The sequence below is a fragment of the Gordonia jacobaea genome, assembly GCF_001186365.1.
GTDB lineage: Bacteria > Actinomycetota > Actinomycetes > Mycobacteriales > Mycobacteriaceae > Gordonia > Gordonia jacobaea.
The window spans coordinates 85,725-101,570 of the sequence record NZ_LDTZ01000018.1 but is presented as its reverse complement, the minus strand read 5'-3'; the positions used below and the strand labels follow the sequence as shown (position 1 = coordinate 101,570).

The 15,846-nt window shown below is 67.8% G+C and carries 16 protein-coding genes; 8 read left to right on the top strand and 8 right to left on the bottom strand.

The annotated features are described in order from the left end of the window. Positions 1-7: 7 nt before the first annotated feature. The 3 genes from ABW18_RS13815 to ABW18_RS13805 are packed head-to-tail and all read right to left on the bottom strand — an operon-like array spanning position 8 to position 2,652. Positions 8-1,309: a hypothetical protein gene (locus ABW18_RS13815; protein WP_049699566.1), complete on the bottom strand. Its 1,302-nt coding sequence runs from the start codon at positions 1,307-1,309 to the stop codon at positions 8-10. A gap of 57 nt (positions 1,310-1,366) precedes the next feature. Next, entirely contained in the window at positions 1,367-2,317 is a 951-nt protein-coding gene (locus ABW18_RS13810) for a C40 family peptidase (RefSeq protein ID WP_049699565.1), read from the bottom strand. Then, on the bottom strand, positions 2,314-2,652 hold the full coding sequence (locus ABW18_RS13805; protein ID WP_049699564.1) for a type VII secretion target: 339 nt from the start codon (positions 2,650-2,652) through the stop codon (positions 2,314-2,316). The genes ABW18_RS13810 and ABW18_RS13805 overlap by 4 nt, the downstream gene beginning before the upstream one ends. A 105-nt stretch (positions 2,653-2,757) precedes the next feature. Here ABW18_RS13805 and upp point away from each other — a divergent pair, with 105 nt between their 5' ends. Then, positions 2,758-3,381, top strand: coding sequence for a uracil phosphoribosyltransferase (upp, locus tag ABW18_RS13800; RefSeq protein ID WP_049699795.1), 624 nt, complete (start codon positions 2,758-2,760; stop codon positions 3,379-3,381). 51 nt (positions 3,382-3,432) lie between these two features. Here the strand turns inward: upp and ABW18_RS13795 are convergent, their stop codons facing one another. From ABW18_RS13795 to ABW18_RS13780, 4 genes are read right to left on the bottom strand one after another with little or no spacing between them, the layout of a single operon-like run. After that, positions 3,433-4,227: an ABC transporter ATP-binding protein gene (locus ABW18_RS13795; protein ID WP_049699563.1), complete on the bottom strand. Its 795-nt coding sequence runs from the start codon at positions 4,225-4,227 to the stop codon at positions 3,433-3,435. A gap of 60 nt (positions 4,228-4,287) precedes the next feature. Beyond that, positions 4,288-4,941: a hypothetical protein gene (locus ABW18_RS13790; RefSeq protein ID WP_049699794.1), complete on the bottom strand. Its 654-nt coding sequence runs from the start codon at positions 4,939-4,941 to the stop codon at positions 4,288-4,290. Positions 4,942-4,989: 48 nt separating this feature from the next. After that, positions 4,990-6,702 (bottom strand): phospho-sugar mutase, encoded by a 1,713-nt coding sequence (locus tag ABW18_RS13785; RefSeq protein WP_152930093.1) that lies wholly within the window; start codon positions 6,700-6,702, stop codon positions 4,990-4,992. Beyond that, positions 6,699-7,511, bottom strand: coding sequence for a purine-nucleoside phosphorylase (locus ABW18_RS13780; protein WP_049699562.1), 813 nt, complete (start codon positions 7,509-7,511; stop codon positions 6,699-6,701). The genes ABW18_RS13785 and ABW18_RS13780 overlap by 4 nt, the downstream gene beginning before the upstream one ends. Before the next feature lie 58 nt (positions 7,512-7,569). Between ABW18_RS13780 and ABW18_RS13775 the strand changes: the two genes are divergently transcribed. Together ABW18_RS13775 and ABW18_RS13770 are read left to right on the top strand one after the other, a co-directional pair. Next, positions 7,570-8,283 (top strand): enoyl-CoA hydratase/isomerase family protein, encoded by a 714-nt coding sequence (locus tag ABW18_RS13775; protein ID WP_049699561.1) that lies wholly within the window; start codon positions 7,570-7,572, stop codon positions 8,281-8,283. Further along, entirely contained in the window at positions 8,280-9,446 is a 1,167-nt protein-coding gene (locus ABW18_RS13770; RefSeq protein ID WP_049699560.1) for an amidohydrolase, read from the top strand. The genes ABW18_RS13775 and ABW18_RS13770 overlap by 4 nt, the downstream gene beginning before the upstream one ends. A 37-nt stretch (positions 9,447-9,483) precedes the next feature. On the opposite strand, the gene ABW18_RS13765 is transcribed toward ABW18_RS13770, so the two are convergent. Continuing rightward, positions 9,484-9,966: a gamma-glutamylcyclotransferase family protein gene (locus ABW18_RS13765; RefSeq protein WP_049699792.1), complete on the bottom strand. Its 483-nt coding sequence runs from the start codon at positions 9,964-9,966 to the stop codon at positions 9,484-9,486. Positions 9,967-10,132: 166 nt separating this feature from the next. On the opposite strand from ABW18_RS13765, the gene ABW18_RS13760 reads away from it, so the two are divergent. The 5 genes from ABW18_RS13760 to ABW18_RS13740 all read left to right on the top strand — a co-directional run bounded on the left by ABW18_RS13760 (position 10,133) and on the right by ABW18_RS13740 (position 15,807). Next, positions 10,133-11,536 carry an NAD(P)H-quinone dehydrogenase gene (locus ABW18_RS13760; RefSeq protein ID WP_049699559.1) on the top strand — a complete coding sequence of 468 codons (1,404 nt, stop codon included), beginning with the start codon at positions 10,133-10,135 and terminating at the stop codon, positions 11,534-11,536. 119 nt (positions 11,537-11,655) lie between these two features. Continuing rightward, on the top strand, positions 11,656-13,050 hold the full coding sequence (locus ABW18_RS13755) for a hypothetical protein (RefSeq protein ID WP_049699558.1): 1,395 nt from the start codon (positions 11,656-11,658) through the stop codon (positions 13,048-13,050). After that, on the top strand, positions 13,047-13,493 hold the full coding sequence (locus ABW18_RS13750) for a hypothetical protein (protein WP_049699557.1): 447 nt from the start codon (positions 13,047-13,049) through the stop codon (positions 13,491-13,493). The genes ABW18_RS13755 and ABW18_RS13750 overlap by 4 nt, the downstream gene beginning before the upstream one ends. Positions 13,494-13,556: 63 nt before the next feature. Then, positions 13,557-15,299 carry a glycerol-3-phosphate dehydrogenase/oxidase gene (locus ABW18_RS13745; protein WP_049699556.1) on the top strand — a complete coding sequence of 581 codons (1,743 nt, stop codon included), beginning with the start codon at positions 13,557-13,559 and terminating at the stop codon, positions 15,297-15,299. A gap of 85 nt (positions 15,300-15,384) precedes the next feature. Continuing rightward, entirely contained in the window at positions 15,385-15,807 is a 423-nt protein-coding gene (locus tag ABW18_RS13740; RefSeq protein WP_049699555.1) for a pyridoxamine 5'-phosphate oxidase family protein, read from the top strand. Positions 15,808-15,846 lie beyond the last annotated feature (39 nt).

Below are 15,846 nucleotides of genomic sequence, written 5' to 3'. Positions count from 1 at the left end.
GGACTCGTCAGCGCTTGATCTCCAGGCGGTCCTCGAAATCGTGCTCGAGTGCGCGCCACGCCTCGGCCTCGTTGTCGAACGGTGCCGAGGGTGCCAACCGCTTCGGGTCCGGATTGATCGCGTAGTCGACGAACCAGCCGAGTGGGGTCGTGCTCGCCAATGCCTCCGAGACTGCGTCGTCGTCGGCGTAATCGGCTGCGTCGGAGAACAATTCGACGGCGAGGTCGAGCTGGTTGCGGTCGATGCGGCGCGGTCCGTCGAGGATGTCCTCTGCGAGGCCGGGCAGCACGTAGACGTTGTCGTCGATGACGTCGAACTCGAGCGCCCCATCGGTTGCCTCGGTGCGGACGTCGGTGAACGTGGAGACGTCGGTGAGATCGTGGTCGTTGTTCTCGGCGAGGAATTTCGACAACGTGCGCGGCGAGGTGAACACGAAGATTCTTCCCCGTGCACCGAGGAACACGGGGTCGTCTCCGAGGTAGCAGCGCAGCGAGAGGTATTCGCCGGTCCCGGTGACGATCTTGATCGGGTCGATGCCGACGCCCGCCCAGAAATCGTCGTCGTCGATGTCATCGAGGTCGTCTTCGTCGTCGTCCGCGGAATCGTCGGCGCCCGTCGCGGCCGTGACAACCGCAGCAGCCTCGGCGTCTTCGGAGTCGTCGTCGAGCAGGTCGATGTCGTCGTCGGGCTCGTCCTCGTCCTCGGCCGACGCCGCGGCTTCGAGTTCATCGGCGGCGACCGTGACGGCCGCGGCGTCGACGTCGGGGGTCTTGATGACGTCATCGATGGCGTCGAGGACGTCGTCCCAGTGCTTGGCGATGAGACGTCCGATGCGGACCCACAGGTCGACGCCGTCGCGGCCCTCGAAGTTGCGGGTACCGGTCGTCACCGCTCCGAGGATCGGGTTGCCGTTGAAGAACTTGGTGACGGTGATCAGTTCGCAGACCTCGCCGAGGATGCGCACGATCTCGAGTGCGTCCTCGAGTTCGGCGATCACCTCGGGTGTCGGGTCTTCTGCCGCGAGCTCCGGCACACCGACGAGATCATAGGTGTGGCGGTCGTCGGGGATCAGTTCGTCGGCCGAGAGCTGCTTGACGGTGTCCCACGCCGGGTGCTCGATGAGATCGTTGTCCGTGTCGGTGCGGACGAAGCCGACGAGTTCGGCGACGCCGGGGAATACGTACAGGTCATCGTCGAGTCCGAGGAATGCCTCCCACTCGTCGTCGCCCTCACGCCAGCGTGGCGCCCACAGGGTGAAACCGTTTCCGTTGGTGAGTCCGAGTTCGATGGGAACGATGTCTCCGGCCATGAGGCAACAGCGTAGCGATGATCACTGTGAACTCGATACCTGCCCCGTCCGCCTCGATCACTTCGGCCGGAAGAAGCCCTGGAATCCCTGCCCCGCGTTGGTGGTCCGCAACGGGGAAACGCCCACCGGATCGCCGGCCTCCACGAGCTGGTCGTTGCCGATGTACATCGCGACATGCCCGTCCCACACGGCGAGGTCGCCGGGCATCAACTGATCCTGCGTGACCGCCATACCTGCGGTGTCTTGCTCCTGCGCCAGTCGAGGAAGTTCGACGCCCGCCTGTCGGTATGCCCACTGGGTGAATCCGCTGCAATCGAAGCCGTCGGGTGTGGTGCCACCCCAGACGTACGGCACACCCTGCTGGCTCAGCGCTGCACGGACCGCGGCGGCCGCGCGTTCGTTCGGTGCGTACGCGACCGAGCCGTCGGGGAGCGTGACCGCGACGCCCTTGCCCGTTGGCGACGACGCTGTGTTCGCCACGGGTTGCGAGCCGGCCTCCGCCGGTGCTTCGTGACGGCCGAGTTCGGACATCGTCCTGGTGTCGTCGGCGAGGTCGGTCTGCGCACGCGACACGATCGACAGCCCGCGCTGCACATGGTCGACGGCGACCGGCACGATGGCCGCCAGGCCCGCCGGCGTCGACAGCGCGGGACCCATCGCGGTGGCCGCGCGCTCGAACGAATCGACCAGCTCGCGGAGTTGTCGGGCGGCGAGTTCGATTCGAGCACTTGCGGTTTCCACCAGTGTGGCGATCTGTTGTCCGTCGTCGTCGACGGTGGTCGAGGTGCGTGCAGTTCGGTCGGCTGCCGCTGCCGCGCCACCTGACCCGATTCCGCGCCACTCGTTCTGCACGGCAGACGTTGCCGCCGCCGATGTTCGACGCACCTCGTCGAGGTCGGTGCTCGCCGATCGGATCATCGTGGCGGGATTCTCGGCGGGCAGCACACCGGTGCCGAGTGCGGTGACCAGGATTCGCAGGGGTGCGATGAGGATGTCGACGGTGATCATGGCAGGCGCAGCCCCATGTCGGAGGCGCTCGCGGTGTCGGCGTCGGAGTAGGCGACGGCGGCGGTCGTCGTGTTGGTGCCGATCCGATCGTGGGCGACGGCGATGGCGTCGAGTCGCTCGGCGCGGGCCCGCATCGTCGCTGATAGTGCCGCGAGGAAGTCGGCTCCGATCACCCCGAACGTCGGTGTCAGCGCCGTGAGGTCGGCCCGGCCGGCGGTCGCGTGTGCGGCGACACGGTTCCCCGCGGTGCGCTGGGTGCCCGCGTAGGCATCGAGTGCGGCGGTCTCGAGTGCTGCGGTGTCGAGGGAGGTGCGATAGGAGGTGAGGTCCGTCATGCGAATTGAGACGGCGAGAAGCCACGATCGGTTCCATCGAATTTGCGTTCTCGTGGCTGCCGGACAAGTGCGCACCGACGGTGGACGCGCCCTAGAGTGATCCGCATGCAGGTACAGATCGTCGAACATCCGCTCGCCGCGGCCCGGCTCACCACGTTGCGCGACAAGACGACCGGTAACGCGGGATTCCGTGCGGCACTGTCGAGTCTGACGCAGATGCTGGTATACGAGGCGTTGAGCTCTGCGAAATCTGCGGTCGTCGAGATAGAGACGCCGTTGCAGCCCTACACCGGTTCGAGGCTGGAATGTGCGCCGCTGCTCGTACCCGTCCTGCGTGCGGGAGTCGGCATGGTCGATCAGGCCCTCGCGATGGTGCCCGAGGCGCACGTCGGATTCGTGGGCATCGCTCGCGACGAGGAGACCGCTCAGCCGGTGCCGTACCTCGAATCGCTGCCCGACGATCTGTCCGGATTCCCGGTGTTCGTCCTCGATCCCATGCTGGCCACCGGCGGATCAATGCTGCACACGATCGAACTCCTCGTCGCACGCAACGCGACCGACATCACCGCGGTCTGCGTCGTCGCGGCACCGGAAGGTGTTGCTGCACTGGCTGATTCAGGACATCCGGTGCGTCTTGTGGTTGCATCGGTCGACGACGGACTCAACGAGGCCGCCTACATCGTGCCCGGTCTCGGCGATGCGGGTGACCGCCAGTTCGGGCCGCGCTGAGGGCAGGGTTCGGAGTCGGGAGATTCGAAGCCGAGTTCACGCCAAGCCGCGCTACGCGGCGGTCGCCGACCAGCGGCCGTCGTGGCGTCGGACCGAGACCGGATGGTCGAAGCAGGCGCTGATCTGCTCCGAGGTCAGTGTCTGGGCAACCGGTCCCGACGCCGTCACCTCGCCGTCGCGGAGCAGCATCGCGTGCGTCGTCGAACTCGGCAGATCCTCGAGGTGATGGGTGACCAGCACGCTCGCAAGGCGGTCGACGTCTGAGCGCAGGCGGTCGATCGCCGACAACAGACGCTCGCGGGCGGCGAGGTCGAGGCCGGTTGCGGGCTCGTCGAGCAGCAACAGGGCGGGACGCGGCATGAGGGCACGCGCGATGAGCGTGCGACCGCGCTCGCCCTGGCTCATCACCGGCCATTCGGAGTCGCGTCGGGCACTCATGCCGAGCATGTCGAGCAGATCGTCGGCGTGGCGATGCTCGTCGTCGGTGTAGGCGTGGCGGCGGTCGAGTTCCGGGGTGTTGGTCAGACCGGTCAGCACGACGTCGTGCGCGGTGATCGGCACGTCGATGCGCCAGCGCGGATCGACGTGACCGATGTGAGTTCGCAGTTCGCGCATGTCGACCCGGCCGAGGCGACGACCGAGCACATCGACAGTTCCGGTGGTGGGGTGGCTGCGCGCGCCCAGGATTGCCATCAGCGTCGACTTGCCCGCCCCGTTCGGGCCCAACAGCGCCCAGTGCTCGCCCGGCGAGACCGACAGGCTCACGTCATGCAGTAGCTTTCGTCCGCCGCGGACGACGTCGACCGATGAGGCGTTCAGGACTGGCGCGTCGGTGGATGAGCTCACCCGTCAGTTGTAATCCAGCGACGCCGACGCCCCGTCACGGGGTACGGGCGAGAGCGCAGTTCAGGATGCGGTCCAGTACGCATTCATCGGCTCGGTGGCGATGGTCTCGCCGTTCTTCTCGATATCGAGTTGGCTCGGCCCCACGACGTAGGTCACGTTGCCGTTGGTGGCTCGGTAGGTGTCGCCGCTGCGAGTCGGGTAGCCGACTTCGACGGAGTTCCCCTCGGCGTATCCCTTGTAGTACCAGCGTCCGGCCTGCGAACCCACCTGGCAGATCACGATCTGCGAGCGATTGGTCGCAGCGATCACCATCGCCGGGTCGTCGGCCGCGTTGCACCGTGGACCCGCGGTGAATCCCTGCCAGTCGGTTCCAGAGATGTCGGGGGTGGCATGCGGGGTCGTAGGGCTGTCTGTGTCCTGAGTGCCGTTGTTCTGGGGATTCTTGTTCTGGATTTCGGGAGGGCGAGTGCCGTTCTGGGCGCCACCTGAGCCTGCCGTGGTGGTCGCGGGTCCGACGTTGCCCGGTGCCCCGGACGTCGGTGCAGGTGAACTCGACGCCGCCGCCGAGTTCGAGTCGTCGCCTTCGAGACGGGGGAGCAGGATCAACGCGGCCAGAACAACTCCGACGACGAGAAGGATTCCCGTCGCGATCGCGATGATCACCGCCGGAGACGACCACGGCGACCGCTGCGGGGGCTGCTGGGGGTAGGTCATGCGGAGCATTCCTTCCGTCGGTGACCCGTCACGGACCTCTGGTGTCGATCAGGTGCGGCCGTACTCGGCGAGTTCGGCCGCGACACGCAGCGTCAGGTCGTCGAGCAGATGAACAAGTGCGCGGGTATCTGCACCGTATGTCGTCGGCGCCGCCGATTGTGTTGCCGACACCACGAAATCGGGAGGTGTCGTCATTTCGATGTAGTACTTGAGTTTCGGCTCGGTGCCGGACGGGCGTGCCATCACCCGTACCGACATTCCGTCGCCCGCAACGCCGCGCAACGCGATCAGATTCGTGCGCAGACTGTCGCTGCGTCGGGCGTAGTCTTCCGCCGTCACCGCGATGTCGGCCAGTGTGCTCGGCGGCGCGGTGCGTAGCCGCTCCATCAGTGAAGCGATCACCGTGGTGTCGTCGACGCGCACCGAGTGTTGGCGCGTCACATGCACGCCGTGTGTCTCGTACAGCTCGAGGAGCAGGTGCGCCACACCGCGGCCGTCGCGGCGACAGCGGTCGGCCAATACGGCCAATGCCACCGCCGCGCTGATGCCGTCTTTGTCGCGCACCGCGTCGGGGTCGACACAGTGCCCTATCGCCTCCTCATAGGCGTATCGCAGTGGTTCTCCGGCGCGCACAAGCCATTTGAAGCCGGTCAGCGTCGTCACATGGTGGGCGCCCGCCCGCGTGGCGATCTTCTCCAGCAGACTGCTCGACACCAGCGTGCTCGCAACGACCGGGGGTTCTCCGTCGTGGCCTGCCGCACCGTCGGAGAGGATGAACGAGCCGAGCAGCGCGCCGGTCTCGTCGCCGGTGAGCATCCGCCAGGTGCCCTCGACGCGCGTGCCCACGGCGCACCGGTCGGCGTCGGGATCGAGCGCGATCGCAATGTCGGCGTCGACCTCTTCGGCGAGCGCGAGCAGCAGGTCACTCGCGCCTGCCTCCTCGGGGTTGGGGAAGTCGACGGTGGGGAAGTCGGGGTCGGGTTGGAACTGTTCGTCGACGACGTGGACGTCGGTGAATCCTGCACGCGCGAGGGCGTCGACGGCGATCGCACCGCCGACGCCGTGCATCGGAGTCAGTGCGATCCGCAACGAGGTGTCGGCGACGGTCGGGAAACGTTTGCCGATGCGCTCGAGGTAGCGGCCGACGATCTCGTCGGCACGCGGGTCGTGCACGACGGGTTGGCGGGGAATGTCGACGGCGTCGGGTGATGCCGCGATGAGCTCCTCGATCTCACCGTCGGCGGGCGGAACGATTTGTGCGCCCCCGGCGAGGTAGACCTTGTAGCCGTTGTCGCCGGGTGGATTGTGGGATGCCGTGATCTGGACCCCCGCGACGGCGTCGAGATGGCGGCACGCGAACGCCACCAGCGGCGTCGGGCCCGGCGCCGGAACGACGACGACGCGGAAGCCTGCCGCCGCGAGGACCTGTGCCGACGCCGCGGCGAACGGCTCGGAACCATGGCGGGCGTCACGACCGACCACGACTGAACCGCCACTGTGCCCGTGCTCGATCAGCCACGCGGCAAGGCCCGCCGTCGCTCGGGTGACGACCGCGACGTTCATGCCGTTGGGGCCCGCGCGCACCGGGCCGCGCAGTCCCGCGGTACCGAACCGCAAGGGTGCGGCGAAACGCTCGGCGAGATCGGTGCCGGCGACGGCGGTCAGTTCGGCCCGGGTTGCGGGATCCGGATCGGCGGCGATCCATGCGGCGACCCGCTCGTCCGCGACGCCGTCGCTCACTTCCTCGGGTCCGCCACTCACGTTGTGCCGAGTTCTTCGATGATCGCGGCGAGCAGCGTGCCCATTCGTGCCGCAGACGCCCGCCCCACCTCGAGTACCTCGGTGTGGCTGAGCGGTTCTCCGGTGATCCCGGCCGCGAGATTGGTGACCAGCGAGATCCCGAGAACCTCCATCGCCGCGGCCCGTGCGGCGATCGTCTCGTGGACCGTCGACATACCGACCAGGTCGGCGCCGATGGTGCGAAGCATGCGGATCTCCGCCGGGGTCTCGTAGTGGGGCCCGGGTAGACCGGCGTACACGCCCTCGGCAAGCGACGGCTCGATACCGCGGGCGACGCCGCGCAGCCGCGGCGAGTAGGCGTCGACCAGATCGACGAACTGCGCACCGACAAGCGGCGAGCGCGCGGTGAGGTTGAGGTGGTCGCTGATGAGGACCGGTTGGCCGACGGACATGTCGTCGCGCAGGCCGCCCGCCGCGTTGGTCAGCACGATCGTGCGCGCACCGGCCGCCGCTGCGGTGCGCACCGGGTGTACGACGCGGGCGAGGTCGTGACCCTCGTAGGCGTGAATCCTGCCCAGCATCAACAAGACTCGACAGTTCCCGATCCGCACCGAATGAATGACGCCGCCGTGTCCCGCTGCCGTCGGCGGCAGGAAGCCGGGAATGTGCGCCATCGGCACCGACGCGATCGGTGCGCCGAATGCCTCCGCCGCCGGAGCCCAGCCGGAGCCGAGGACGACCGCGACGTCGTGCGTTGAGGCATCGGTTTCGGCTGCGATGGTCGCGGCCGCGGAGATGGCCGCGGCGTCGGCGTCGACGGTGGGATCCATGGGCATCACACTAGGGGCATCCTGCGTGCCGCGTGTGACCAGGCGATAAGGTCAACCCATGCCGTATCTGTCTGACGCAGCGCAGTCCGAGAATCCCGATATCGCCTACCTGTACCTCGGGTCGCCGGGTGTCGAACTCGACGAGAACAATCCCGAGAACCGGTTCAGCCCTGCGTGGCTCGACGCGATCGAAGGTCTGCTCGACGAGATCGCGGCGGGTCCGGCCAAGGCACTGGTGATCACGTCAACAGGCAAGTTCTTCACCAACGGACTCGACACCGACTTCGTCTTCGCCAACGCGTCGGAGCTGCCCGCCTACCTCGACCGGGTGCATGCGCTCTACGCGAAGGTTCTGACGCTTCCGCAGTCGACGGTCGCAGCGATCAACGGTCACGCCTTCGGCGCCGGCGCGATGCTCGCGCTATGCGCCGACTACGCGGTCATGCGGACCGAACGTGGCTTCTGGTCGCTCCCCGAGGCCGCACTGAACATGCCGTTCCCGCGCGGGATGGCCGGCCTGCTCACCACACGACTGCCCGATCGCACTGCCACAGAGGCCATGCTGACCAGCCGCCGCTACGGTGCGGCCGACGCCGTGGCAGCGGGCATCGTCGACGACGCCGTGTCGGCGGACGACCTGCTGACGCGGGCAGGTGAGGTGGCCGCTGAGCGCACGGCGGTCGCCGGGCCCAATCTTGCCAACGTCAAGCGAGCACTGCGGCAGCACCTTCTCGCCGATCTCGTCGCCCCGACGCCTGCCGCGCTGCTATGAGCGACGGCGCGTCGATCATCGACGACTGGTGGGCGGCTCACCGCGCCGACGTCGTCGGTTGGCGGCGTGCCATCCACCAGCAGCCCGAGTTGTCGCGGCAAGAGGTCAAGACCACCGAGATGGTCATGGCCCTTCTCGGAGAAGTGGGCCTGAACCCCACGCGTCTTCCGCTGGGAACCGGGGTGGTCTGCGATCTCGGCCCCACGACGGGTCAGCGCATCGCGCTCCGTGCCGACATGGACGCGCTGCCCATCACCGAGCACACCGGATTGCCGTTCTCCTCCACAGTTGAGGGTGTCTCGCACTCGTGCGGCCACGATGCGCACACCGCGATCCTGATCGGGGTGGCCCGGCTGCTCGCGGCCGTCCCGTCGCTACCGGTCGGTGTGCGACTGATCTTCCAGCCCGCCGAGGAGGTCATGCCCGGCGGTGCGCTCGACGCCGTCGCCGCCGGAGTGACCGAGGGCGTGAGTCGGATCTTCGCGCTGCACTGCGATCCCCGACTTCCCGTCGGCTCCGTCGGCCTCCGTGCAGGCGCACTGACATCTGCAGCGGATCACATTGAGCTGCAGATACATTCGCCCGGTGGGCACACGTCGCGCCCGCACCTCACCGGCGACATCGTGTACGCGATGGGCACGGTGATCACCGGACTTCCCGGTGTGCTGTCGCGCAGGGTCGACCCACGCTCGGGCACGGTGATGGCGTGGGGTGCGGCGCATGCGGGCAACGCGCCCAACGCGATTCCGCAGGAGGGCATGCTTCGAGGCACCGTCCGCACCGGAGACCACGGCACGTGGGGTGAGTTGGAACCGTTGGTGCGCAGCGTCGTCGGGCAACTACTCGGCCCGCTCGGAGTGTCGTACGACCTGTCCTACTTTCGCGGAGTGCCGCCGGTTGTCAACGACGAGACCGCGATCGCGATGTTGGCGACCTCGGTATCGGCACTCGGGCCCCAGGCCATCGCGGATACCCCGCAATCGCCTGGCGGAGAAGACTTTTCGTGGTATCTCGAGCACGTGCCGGGCGCGATGGGCAGGCTCGGCGTGTGGGATGGGATGGGGCCGCAGATGGACCTGCACCAACCCAACTTCGACCTCGACGAGCGCGCGCTCGAGGTCGGCGTGCGCACCCTCGCGGGCGTCGTGCTCGACATCGCCTGAGTCGACGCCTACCGAAGTGATGCCCCGCCGGGGCCTCTCAGGAATCGATCGGGCCGGGTCCCGGTCCGACGTTGCGCGCCTCGCGCAACCTGATGTCCTGTACGTAATCGGCTGGGGCCCCTGCGCTTTCGGCCGCGTCGGCCATCACGCCGAGGTAGCGTGCCGACGGGAGTCCGCCTTCGAAGGCGTCCATCACGTAGAGCCACGCGAGCACGGGTCCGTCGGCGGTGTCGACACGGGCGCGGATCTTGCGGTGGATGCCGAGTTCTGAGCCCTCCCAACGGTCGAGGGTTGCCTCGTCCTCGTCGGGGACGTCGTAGAGGACGACGAAGACCTGGGCCTCGGGGTCGTCGCGGTCCTCGGTGACTGTCGCGAGCGAACCCTCCCAGCCGATGTCGGCGCCGGCAAAGGTGAGTCGCCAACCGCGCAGCCAGCCGGTCCCCGACATCGGGGAGTGCGGTGCGCGCTCGGTCATCTGGTCCGGACTCATGTTGGACCCGTACGCGGCATATATCGGCACGTCGGGAAACTCTAGATGGTCGCGGCCCGTCACGAAAGCGGACGGTGAGCGACGCGACTCGCCCCGTGACGGCGTGGACGCCCGGGTGGGACTAGGTTGGAGGTGTTGAGCGGCGCCTGTATGTGCCGTGCCCGATGGCCCCTCTCGCCGAACAGGAGTGTGCTCTGTGACCAGGATCGTGATCATCGGCGGTGGCCCCGCCGGATACGAGGCCGCGCTGGTCGCGGCAGCGTACGGCGCCGACGTGACCGTGATCGACTCCGACGGCATCGGCGGCGCGTGTGTGCTGTGGGACTGCGTGCCGTCGAAGACCTTCATTGCCTCGACCGGCATCCGAACCGAGGTTCGACGGGCCATCGACCTGGGCATCAACCTGCGTACCGACGACGCGCTGGTCACCTTGCCGCAGATTCACCAGCGCGTCCGCGACCTCGCGTTCGCGCAGTCAGCCGATATCCGCGACCGGCTGCTCAGCGAGGGCGTGACGCTCGTGTCCGGCTACGCCTCACTGGAGGAGACGCACCCGGGGATCGCGTCGCATCGTGTCGTCGCGACGCTGCAGGATGGCACCACGGAGCACTACGACGGTGACGTCGTGCTGATCGCGACGGGCGCGTCGCCGCGGGTACTTCCCGACGCCAAACCGGATGGCGACCGCATCCTGACGTGGCGCCAGCTCTACGACCTCGAGAAGCTGCCGGAGCATCTCGTCGTCGTCGGCTCGGGTGTGACCGGTGCCGAGTTCGTGCACGCCTACACCGAACTCGGCGTGAAGGTGACGCTCGTCTCCAGCCGCGATCGCGTGCTGCCGGGCGAGGACGAAGACGCAGCGCTGGTCCTCGAGGATGCGCTGGCCGAGCGCGGCGTCGAATTGGTCAAACATGCGCGTGCCGACAAGGTGGAACGCACCGGCGATTCCGTGACCGTGTACCTCGCCGACGGCCGCACGGTGACCGGCTCGCACGTGCTGATGACCGTCGGTTCGGTCCCCAACACGAAGGACATCGGCCTCGATCGGGCGGGAGTCGCGACCGACAAGGGCGGCTACATCACCGTCGACCGGGTGTCGCGCACCTCTGTGCCGGGTATCTACGCGGCGGGCGACTGCACCGGATTGTTCCCGCTCGCCTCCGTCGCCGCCATGCAGGGGCGCATCGCGATGTACCACTCGCTCGGCGAGGGCGTGAGCCCGATCAAGCTGAAAACCGTTGCCTCCGCGATCTTCACGCGTCCGGAGATCGCCACCGTCGGCGTCTCGCAGCAGGCGATCGACGTCGGCGAGTACCCCGCGCGCACCGTGATGCTGCCGCTCTCCACCAACCCGCGCGCCAAGATGAGTGGTCTGCGGAGAGGTTTCGTCAAGATCTTCTGCCGCCCCGCGACCGGTGTCGTGATCGGCGGTGTGGTGGTCGCACCGACGGCGTCGGAGTTGATCCTTCCCATCGCGTTGGCCGTGCAGAACAAGCTGACCGTCGGCGATCTCGCCCAGACCCTGTCGGTCTATCCCTCGCTGTCGGGTTCGATCACCGAGGCCGCTCGGCAGCTCGTGCGGCACGACGACCTCGACTGAGTCGCTCGCCGCGGTCCGGAGTTAGTGCACAGGCGCGAGGATCCCCGGTCGGACGCGTCGATGTCGCGGTACTCTTCGACTTCGGCGAGATCGAGCGACTACTGACGGGGGAGGTCCGCGTGCCGGGTCAGTCTTTCTCGCATTCCCCTGATGCGTCGGCGGAGGTCAGTGCCACCGGCTCTCGGAACGCGTACCTGCTCACGCCCGGGGGTTCTCACGCGACGAGCGACGGGCGTACCCCGTGGGCGTCGATGAGTGTTTCCGAGATCCTCGCGAAGATCGAGAGCATCACCGACAGCTCAGCCAGTGGTGATGCGAAAGCGATTCAAGCCGCGCTCGACGCCGTGAGCAAGGTTGTGGAGAGTCTGACGAGCGCCTTCGGAGACGACACGATGCTCGGGCGTGCCGCCGAGGGCAGTAGCGCGGCGGGTGCGGGCGTCGGCAACGTCATCACCACGGCAGCCGAGTCCGTGCGGCCGGCGATCGACGCGCTCGCGCAAGCCCGCAGCGTTCTCGCCAACACCTCGCAGCAGGCCGGTGCCGTCAGGCATGCGGCCGCGCAGATCCGCGCGCATCCCGAGGACGCGTCGACGTTGCGCGCGCAGGTCGTATCGCTGATGGAGAGCGTGTACACAAACCCGATGATCAGCGTCCAGACGTGGCTCCCGGAACTTCCCGCCGCATCGTCGGATCAGATCACCGGCAGCGACTCGGGTCAGGGTGTGGCCGCGGGTACGGGCGTGGATTCGGGGCGCGGGCAGTCGGGCAACATCGCTGATTCCGACCTGAATGGCTCTGCCGGACCGGGGGCGGGTGGCGGCGCGACGACCTCGTCACCGACACCGTCGACTGCGTCACCCGGTGCTGGTCGTGCCGGCGCCGGCGGACCCTCGAGCGCCGCGGGCACGTCGGCCGCAGGCGCGGGCGACGCCGATGCCGACCGGCTGACTCGGGGCGGCCTCGGCAACGCCGACTCCTCGGCGAACACCACGGCGTCCTCACCGGCGAACGGGGTCGGCGCACGCGGTGCGGCAGACTCCGGACGATCGGACTCCCTCGGCGCAGGTCGTGGCGGATCGTCGGGTCTCGGCGCGGGTCAGGGCATTGGCGCCGGTTCGGGAAGTGCGCTTGCACCCTCCCTCGGCGCGTCGCGACCGCCGGGGTTGGGCGCCGCGCCGTCGACGCCCGCAACTTCGGCGACTCCGAGCGCGGGACCCGCGATGCGGACCGGTCCCACCTCCGCGATGCCGCCGGGGTCGGCCGGCGGTGCGCGTGACCGCGGCGACAACAAACACCAGTCGGCCCGCTACCTCAACACGCGTGAGCACGGCGAGGAGATCGTCGGAGACCTCCCGCTCGTCGGTCCTGCGGTGATCGGCGACTGGACGCCACAGTCGATGCCGCCGCTCGATCCCGCTGCCGATACCACTGCTGCCGAACCGAAGGTCGATGCACAGCGATCCGACGCGCGCTCGGGCGCCGAGTCCTCTCGTGAGCGGGGCGGGGGCCGATGACCCCGAACTCCGCGCCCGGTCGGATCGACAGGCTGTCGGCGGACGTCCGAGGTCTCGCCGACCGCATTGCCGACGACGTCGTCGACGATGCCCTTGCCCGGCTGGCTGTCGTCGTTGTCGATGTCACCGACATCGGTGGGGTCGAATCGGTACTCGACGCGATGACCCAGTGGCAGGCCACTCGTCGGGTGTCGATGGACACCCGCAAGCGACTCGACGCCGCGTTGATGCAGCGCGATATCGACGGTCTCGCCGCACACCGTGTCGGTGACGTGTTCACGCAACGTGTTCATTTTCGTGCCGCCCGCGGATTGACCTGTCTGGCAATAGTTTTCGACCCGGACATTGCCGCTCGACGTCGAATACGTGAAGCGGTGTACGAGGCGTCGGTGGCACTGGGCGGCAGCGCGGGTGTCGTCGGCGTGCTGGTCGAGTTCACCTGATCGGGTGCCCACGCGCCGGATCAATGACGGGTGAACCCTCGGGGTGTCGATTAGTCTCGGCTCATGGAGACGGAGTTCAATCCGGACCGACCTGCCGACCTCGGGCCGCTCTACCGCGAGCAGGCGTGGCGTCGGTTGGGTACCGAACAGTTCGACATCGTCGTCATCGGCGGTGGTGTCGTCGGAGTCGGAGCCGCTCTCGACGCCGCGACGCGGGGCCTGCGGGTCGCGCTCGTCGAGGCGCGTGACATTGCCTCGGGTACGTCGAGTCGGTCGTCGAAGATGTTTCACGGCGGACTGCGCTATCTCGAACAACTCGAGTTCGGATTGGTGCGCGAGGCGCTCCACGAGCGTGAACTCTCACTCAGCCTCTTGGCCCCACACCTGGTCAAGCCGTTGCCGTTCCTCTACCCGCTCACGCATCGCGTCTGGGAACGCCCGTACGTCGCCGCGGGAATCTTCCTCTACGACACGATGGGCGGTGCCAAATCGGTACCGGGCCAAAAGCACGTCACCCGGTCGGGCGCGCTCCGCGTGGCTCCCGCGTTGAAGCGCGATTCGTTGATCGGCGGCATTCGCTACTACGACACCGTCGTCGACGACGCCCGGCACAGTCTCACCGTCGCGCGCACGGCCGCCAACTACGGTGCGGTGATCCGCACCTCGACTCAGGTGGTCGGATTTCTGCGCGACGCCGACCGCATCATGGGCGTGCGCGTCCGCGATACCGAGAACGGTGAGACAGCAGAGGTCAAAGCGCACTGCGTGATCAACGCGGCAGGCGTGTGGACCGACGAGGTGCGCGCACTGTCCAAGCAACGTGGGCGGTTCAAGGTGCGGGCGTCCAAGGGCGTACACATCGTGGTGCCGCGCGATCGGATCGTGAGCGAGACGGCGATCATCCTGCGCACCGCGTCGTCGGTGCTGTTTGTGATCCCGTGGGAGACGCACTGGATCATCGGGACGACCGACACCGACTGGCACCTCGACCTCGCACACCCCGCTGCGACCCGCGCCGATATCGACTACCTGCTCGAACGCGTCAACGAGGTGCTGGTGACGCCACTGCGTCACGACGACATCGAAGGCGTCTACGCCGGCCTGCGTCCACTTCTCGCGGGCGAGGACGAGGCGACGTCGAAGCTCTCCCGCGAGCACGCGGTGGCCGAGGTCGCACCGGGACTCATCTCGATCGCCGGGGGCAAGTACACGACGTATCGCGTGATGGCCGCCGACGCCGTCGATGCCTGCGTCGACTTCATCCCGACACGCGTTGCGCCGTCGATCACCGAGCGTGTCCCGCTCATCGGTGCGGACGGCTACTTCGCGCTGATCAACCAGTGCGAGTCGCTCGGCGAGAAGTACGGGCTGCATCCCTACCGCGTCCGCCGACTGCTCAACCGGTACGGATCGCTGATCGACGACGTGCTGTTCTACGCGGCGGATGATCCGTCGCTGTTGCGTCCACTCGAGGCCGCGCCGCAGTATCTGCGCGTCGAGATCGTGTACGCGGCCGTCGACGAGGCGGCGTTGCACCTCGAGGACATCCTGGCGCGCAGAACCAGGATCTCCATCGAGTACGCACATCGCGGTGTGGACTGCGCCCAGGAGGTCGCCGAGCTCGTCGCGCCGGTTCTCGGCTGGAGTCCCGAGAAGGTCGCTTTCGAGGTCGAGACCTACCAGGCGCGGGTCGCCGCGGAGATCGCCTCACAACAGCAACCCGACGACGAGTCGGCCGACGCACTACGCGCCGCCGCACCGGAGTCGCGGGTGGACATCCTCGAACCCGTGCCGGTTCCGGACTGACCGCGCATTTTCCTTTCAGGACCAAATGCCCTTCGCTCGGTAACCTCGGCGGCGTGACAATGAAAATATGAGCAGAGGAGACGCCATGGTGCACAATCCCATTCACGAGCTTCCCGTCGACGAGGCATGGGCGCTGCTCGCCAGCTCCGACGTCGGAAGGATCGCGTTGAGCGTCGGGGGACAGCCCGACATCTTTCCCATCAACTACTTCGCCGGAGACGGCCGCGTGTTGATGCGAACAGCGGAGGGCACCAAGCTCGCCGAACTCGCCGTCAACGGCAAGGTGGCCTTCGAGGCCGATGCCTACAACGACGACGGTGGGTGGAGCGTCGTGGTCAAGGGGTCGGCGCGGATCCTGACCACCCTCGCCGAGATCGCCAAGGCCGACGAGGCCCCGCTGCGGCCATTGATCCCGACGCTGAAGTACAACTACATCGAGATCGTCCCGGACGAGGTCAGCGCCCGCCGCTTCGAGTTCGGCCCGGAGCCGGAGCGGTATCCGGTCTGAGCGTCGTCGCCACATCGGCTCGGACGTCGTAGTCGCCTG

What these genes read in the sequence shown, in the direction of transcription:
- ABW18_RS13770 (WP_049699560.1), top strand. Translation starts at nt 8,280, where the DNA reads ATGAGCGACGGCGCGTCGATCATCGACGACTGGTGGGCGGCTCACCGC.
- ABW18_RS13745 (WP_049699556.1), top strand. Translation starts at nt 13,557, where the DNA reads ATGGAGACGGAGTTCAATCCGGACCGACCTGCCGACCTCGGGCCGCTC.
- ABW18_RS13750 (WP_049699557.1), top strand. Translation starts at nt 13,047, where the DNA reads ATGACCCCGAACTCCGCGCCCGGTCGGATCGACAGGCTGTCGGCGGAC.
- ABW18_RS13740 (WP_049699555.1), top strand. Translation starts at nt 15,385, where the DNA reads ATGGTGCACAATCCCATTCACGAGCTTCCCGTCGACGAGGCATGGGCG.
- ABW18_RS13790 (WP_049699794.1), bottom strand. Translation starts at nt 4,941, where the DNA reads ATGACCTACCCCCAGCAGCCCCCGCAGCGGTCGCCGTGGTCGTCTCCG.
- ABW18_RS13815 (WP_049699566.1), bottom strand. Translation starts at nt 1,309, where the DNA reads ATGGCCGGAGACATCGTTCCCATCGAACTCGGACTCACCAACGGAAAC.
- upp (WP_049699795.1), top strand. Translation starts at nt 2,758, where the DNA reads ATGCAGGTACAGATCGTCGAACATCCGCTCGCCGCGGCCCGGCTCACC.
- ABW18_RS13805 (WP_049699564.1), bottom strand. Translation starts at nt 2,652, where the DNA reads ATGACGGACCTCACCTCCTATCGCACCTCCCTCGACACCGCAGCACTC.
- ABW18_RS13775 (WP_049699561.1), top strand. Translation starts at nt 7,570, where the DNA reads ATGCCGTATCTGTCTGACGCAGCGCAGTCCGAGAATCCCGATATCGCC.
- ABW18_RS13810 (WP_049699565.1), bottom strand. Translation starts at nt 2,317, where the DNA reads ATGATCACCGTCGACATCCTCATCGCACCCCTGCGAATCCTGGTCACC.
- ABW18_RS13780 (WP_049699562.1), bottom strand. Translation starts at nt 7,511, where the DNA reads ATGGATCCCACCGTCGACGCCGACGCCGCGGCCATCTCCGCGGCCGCG.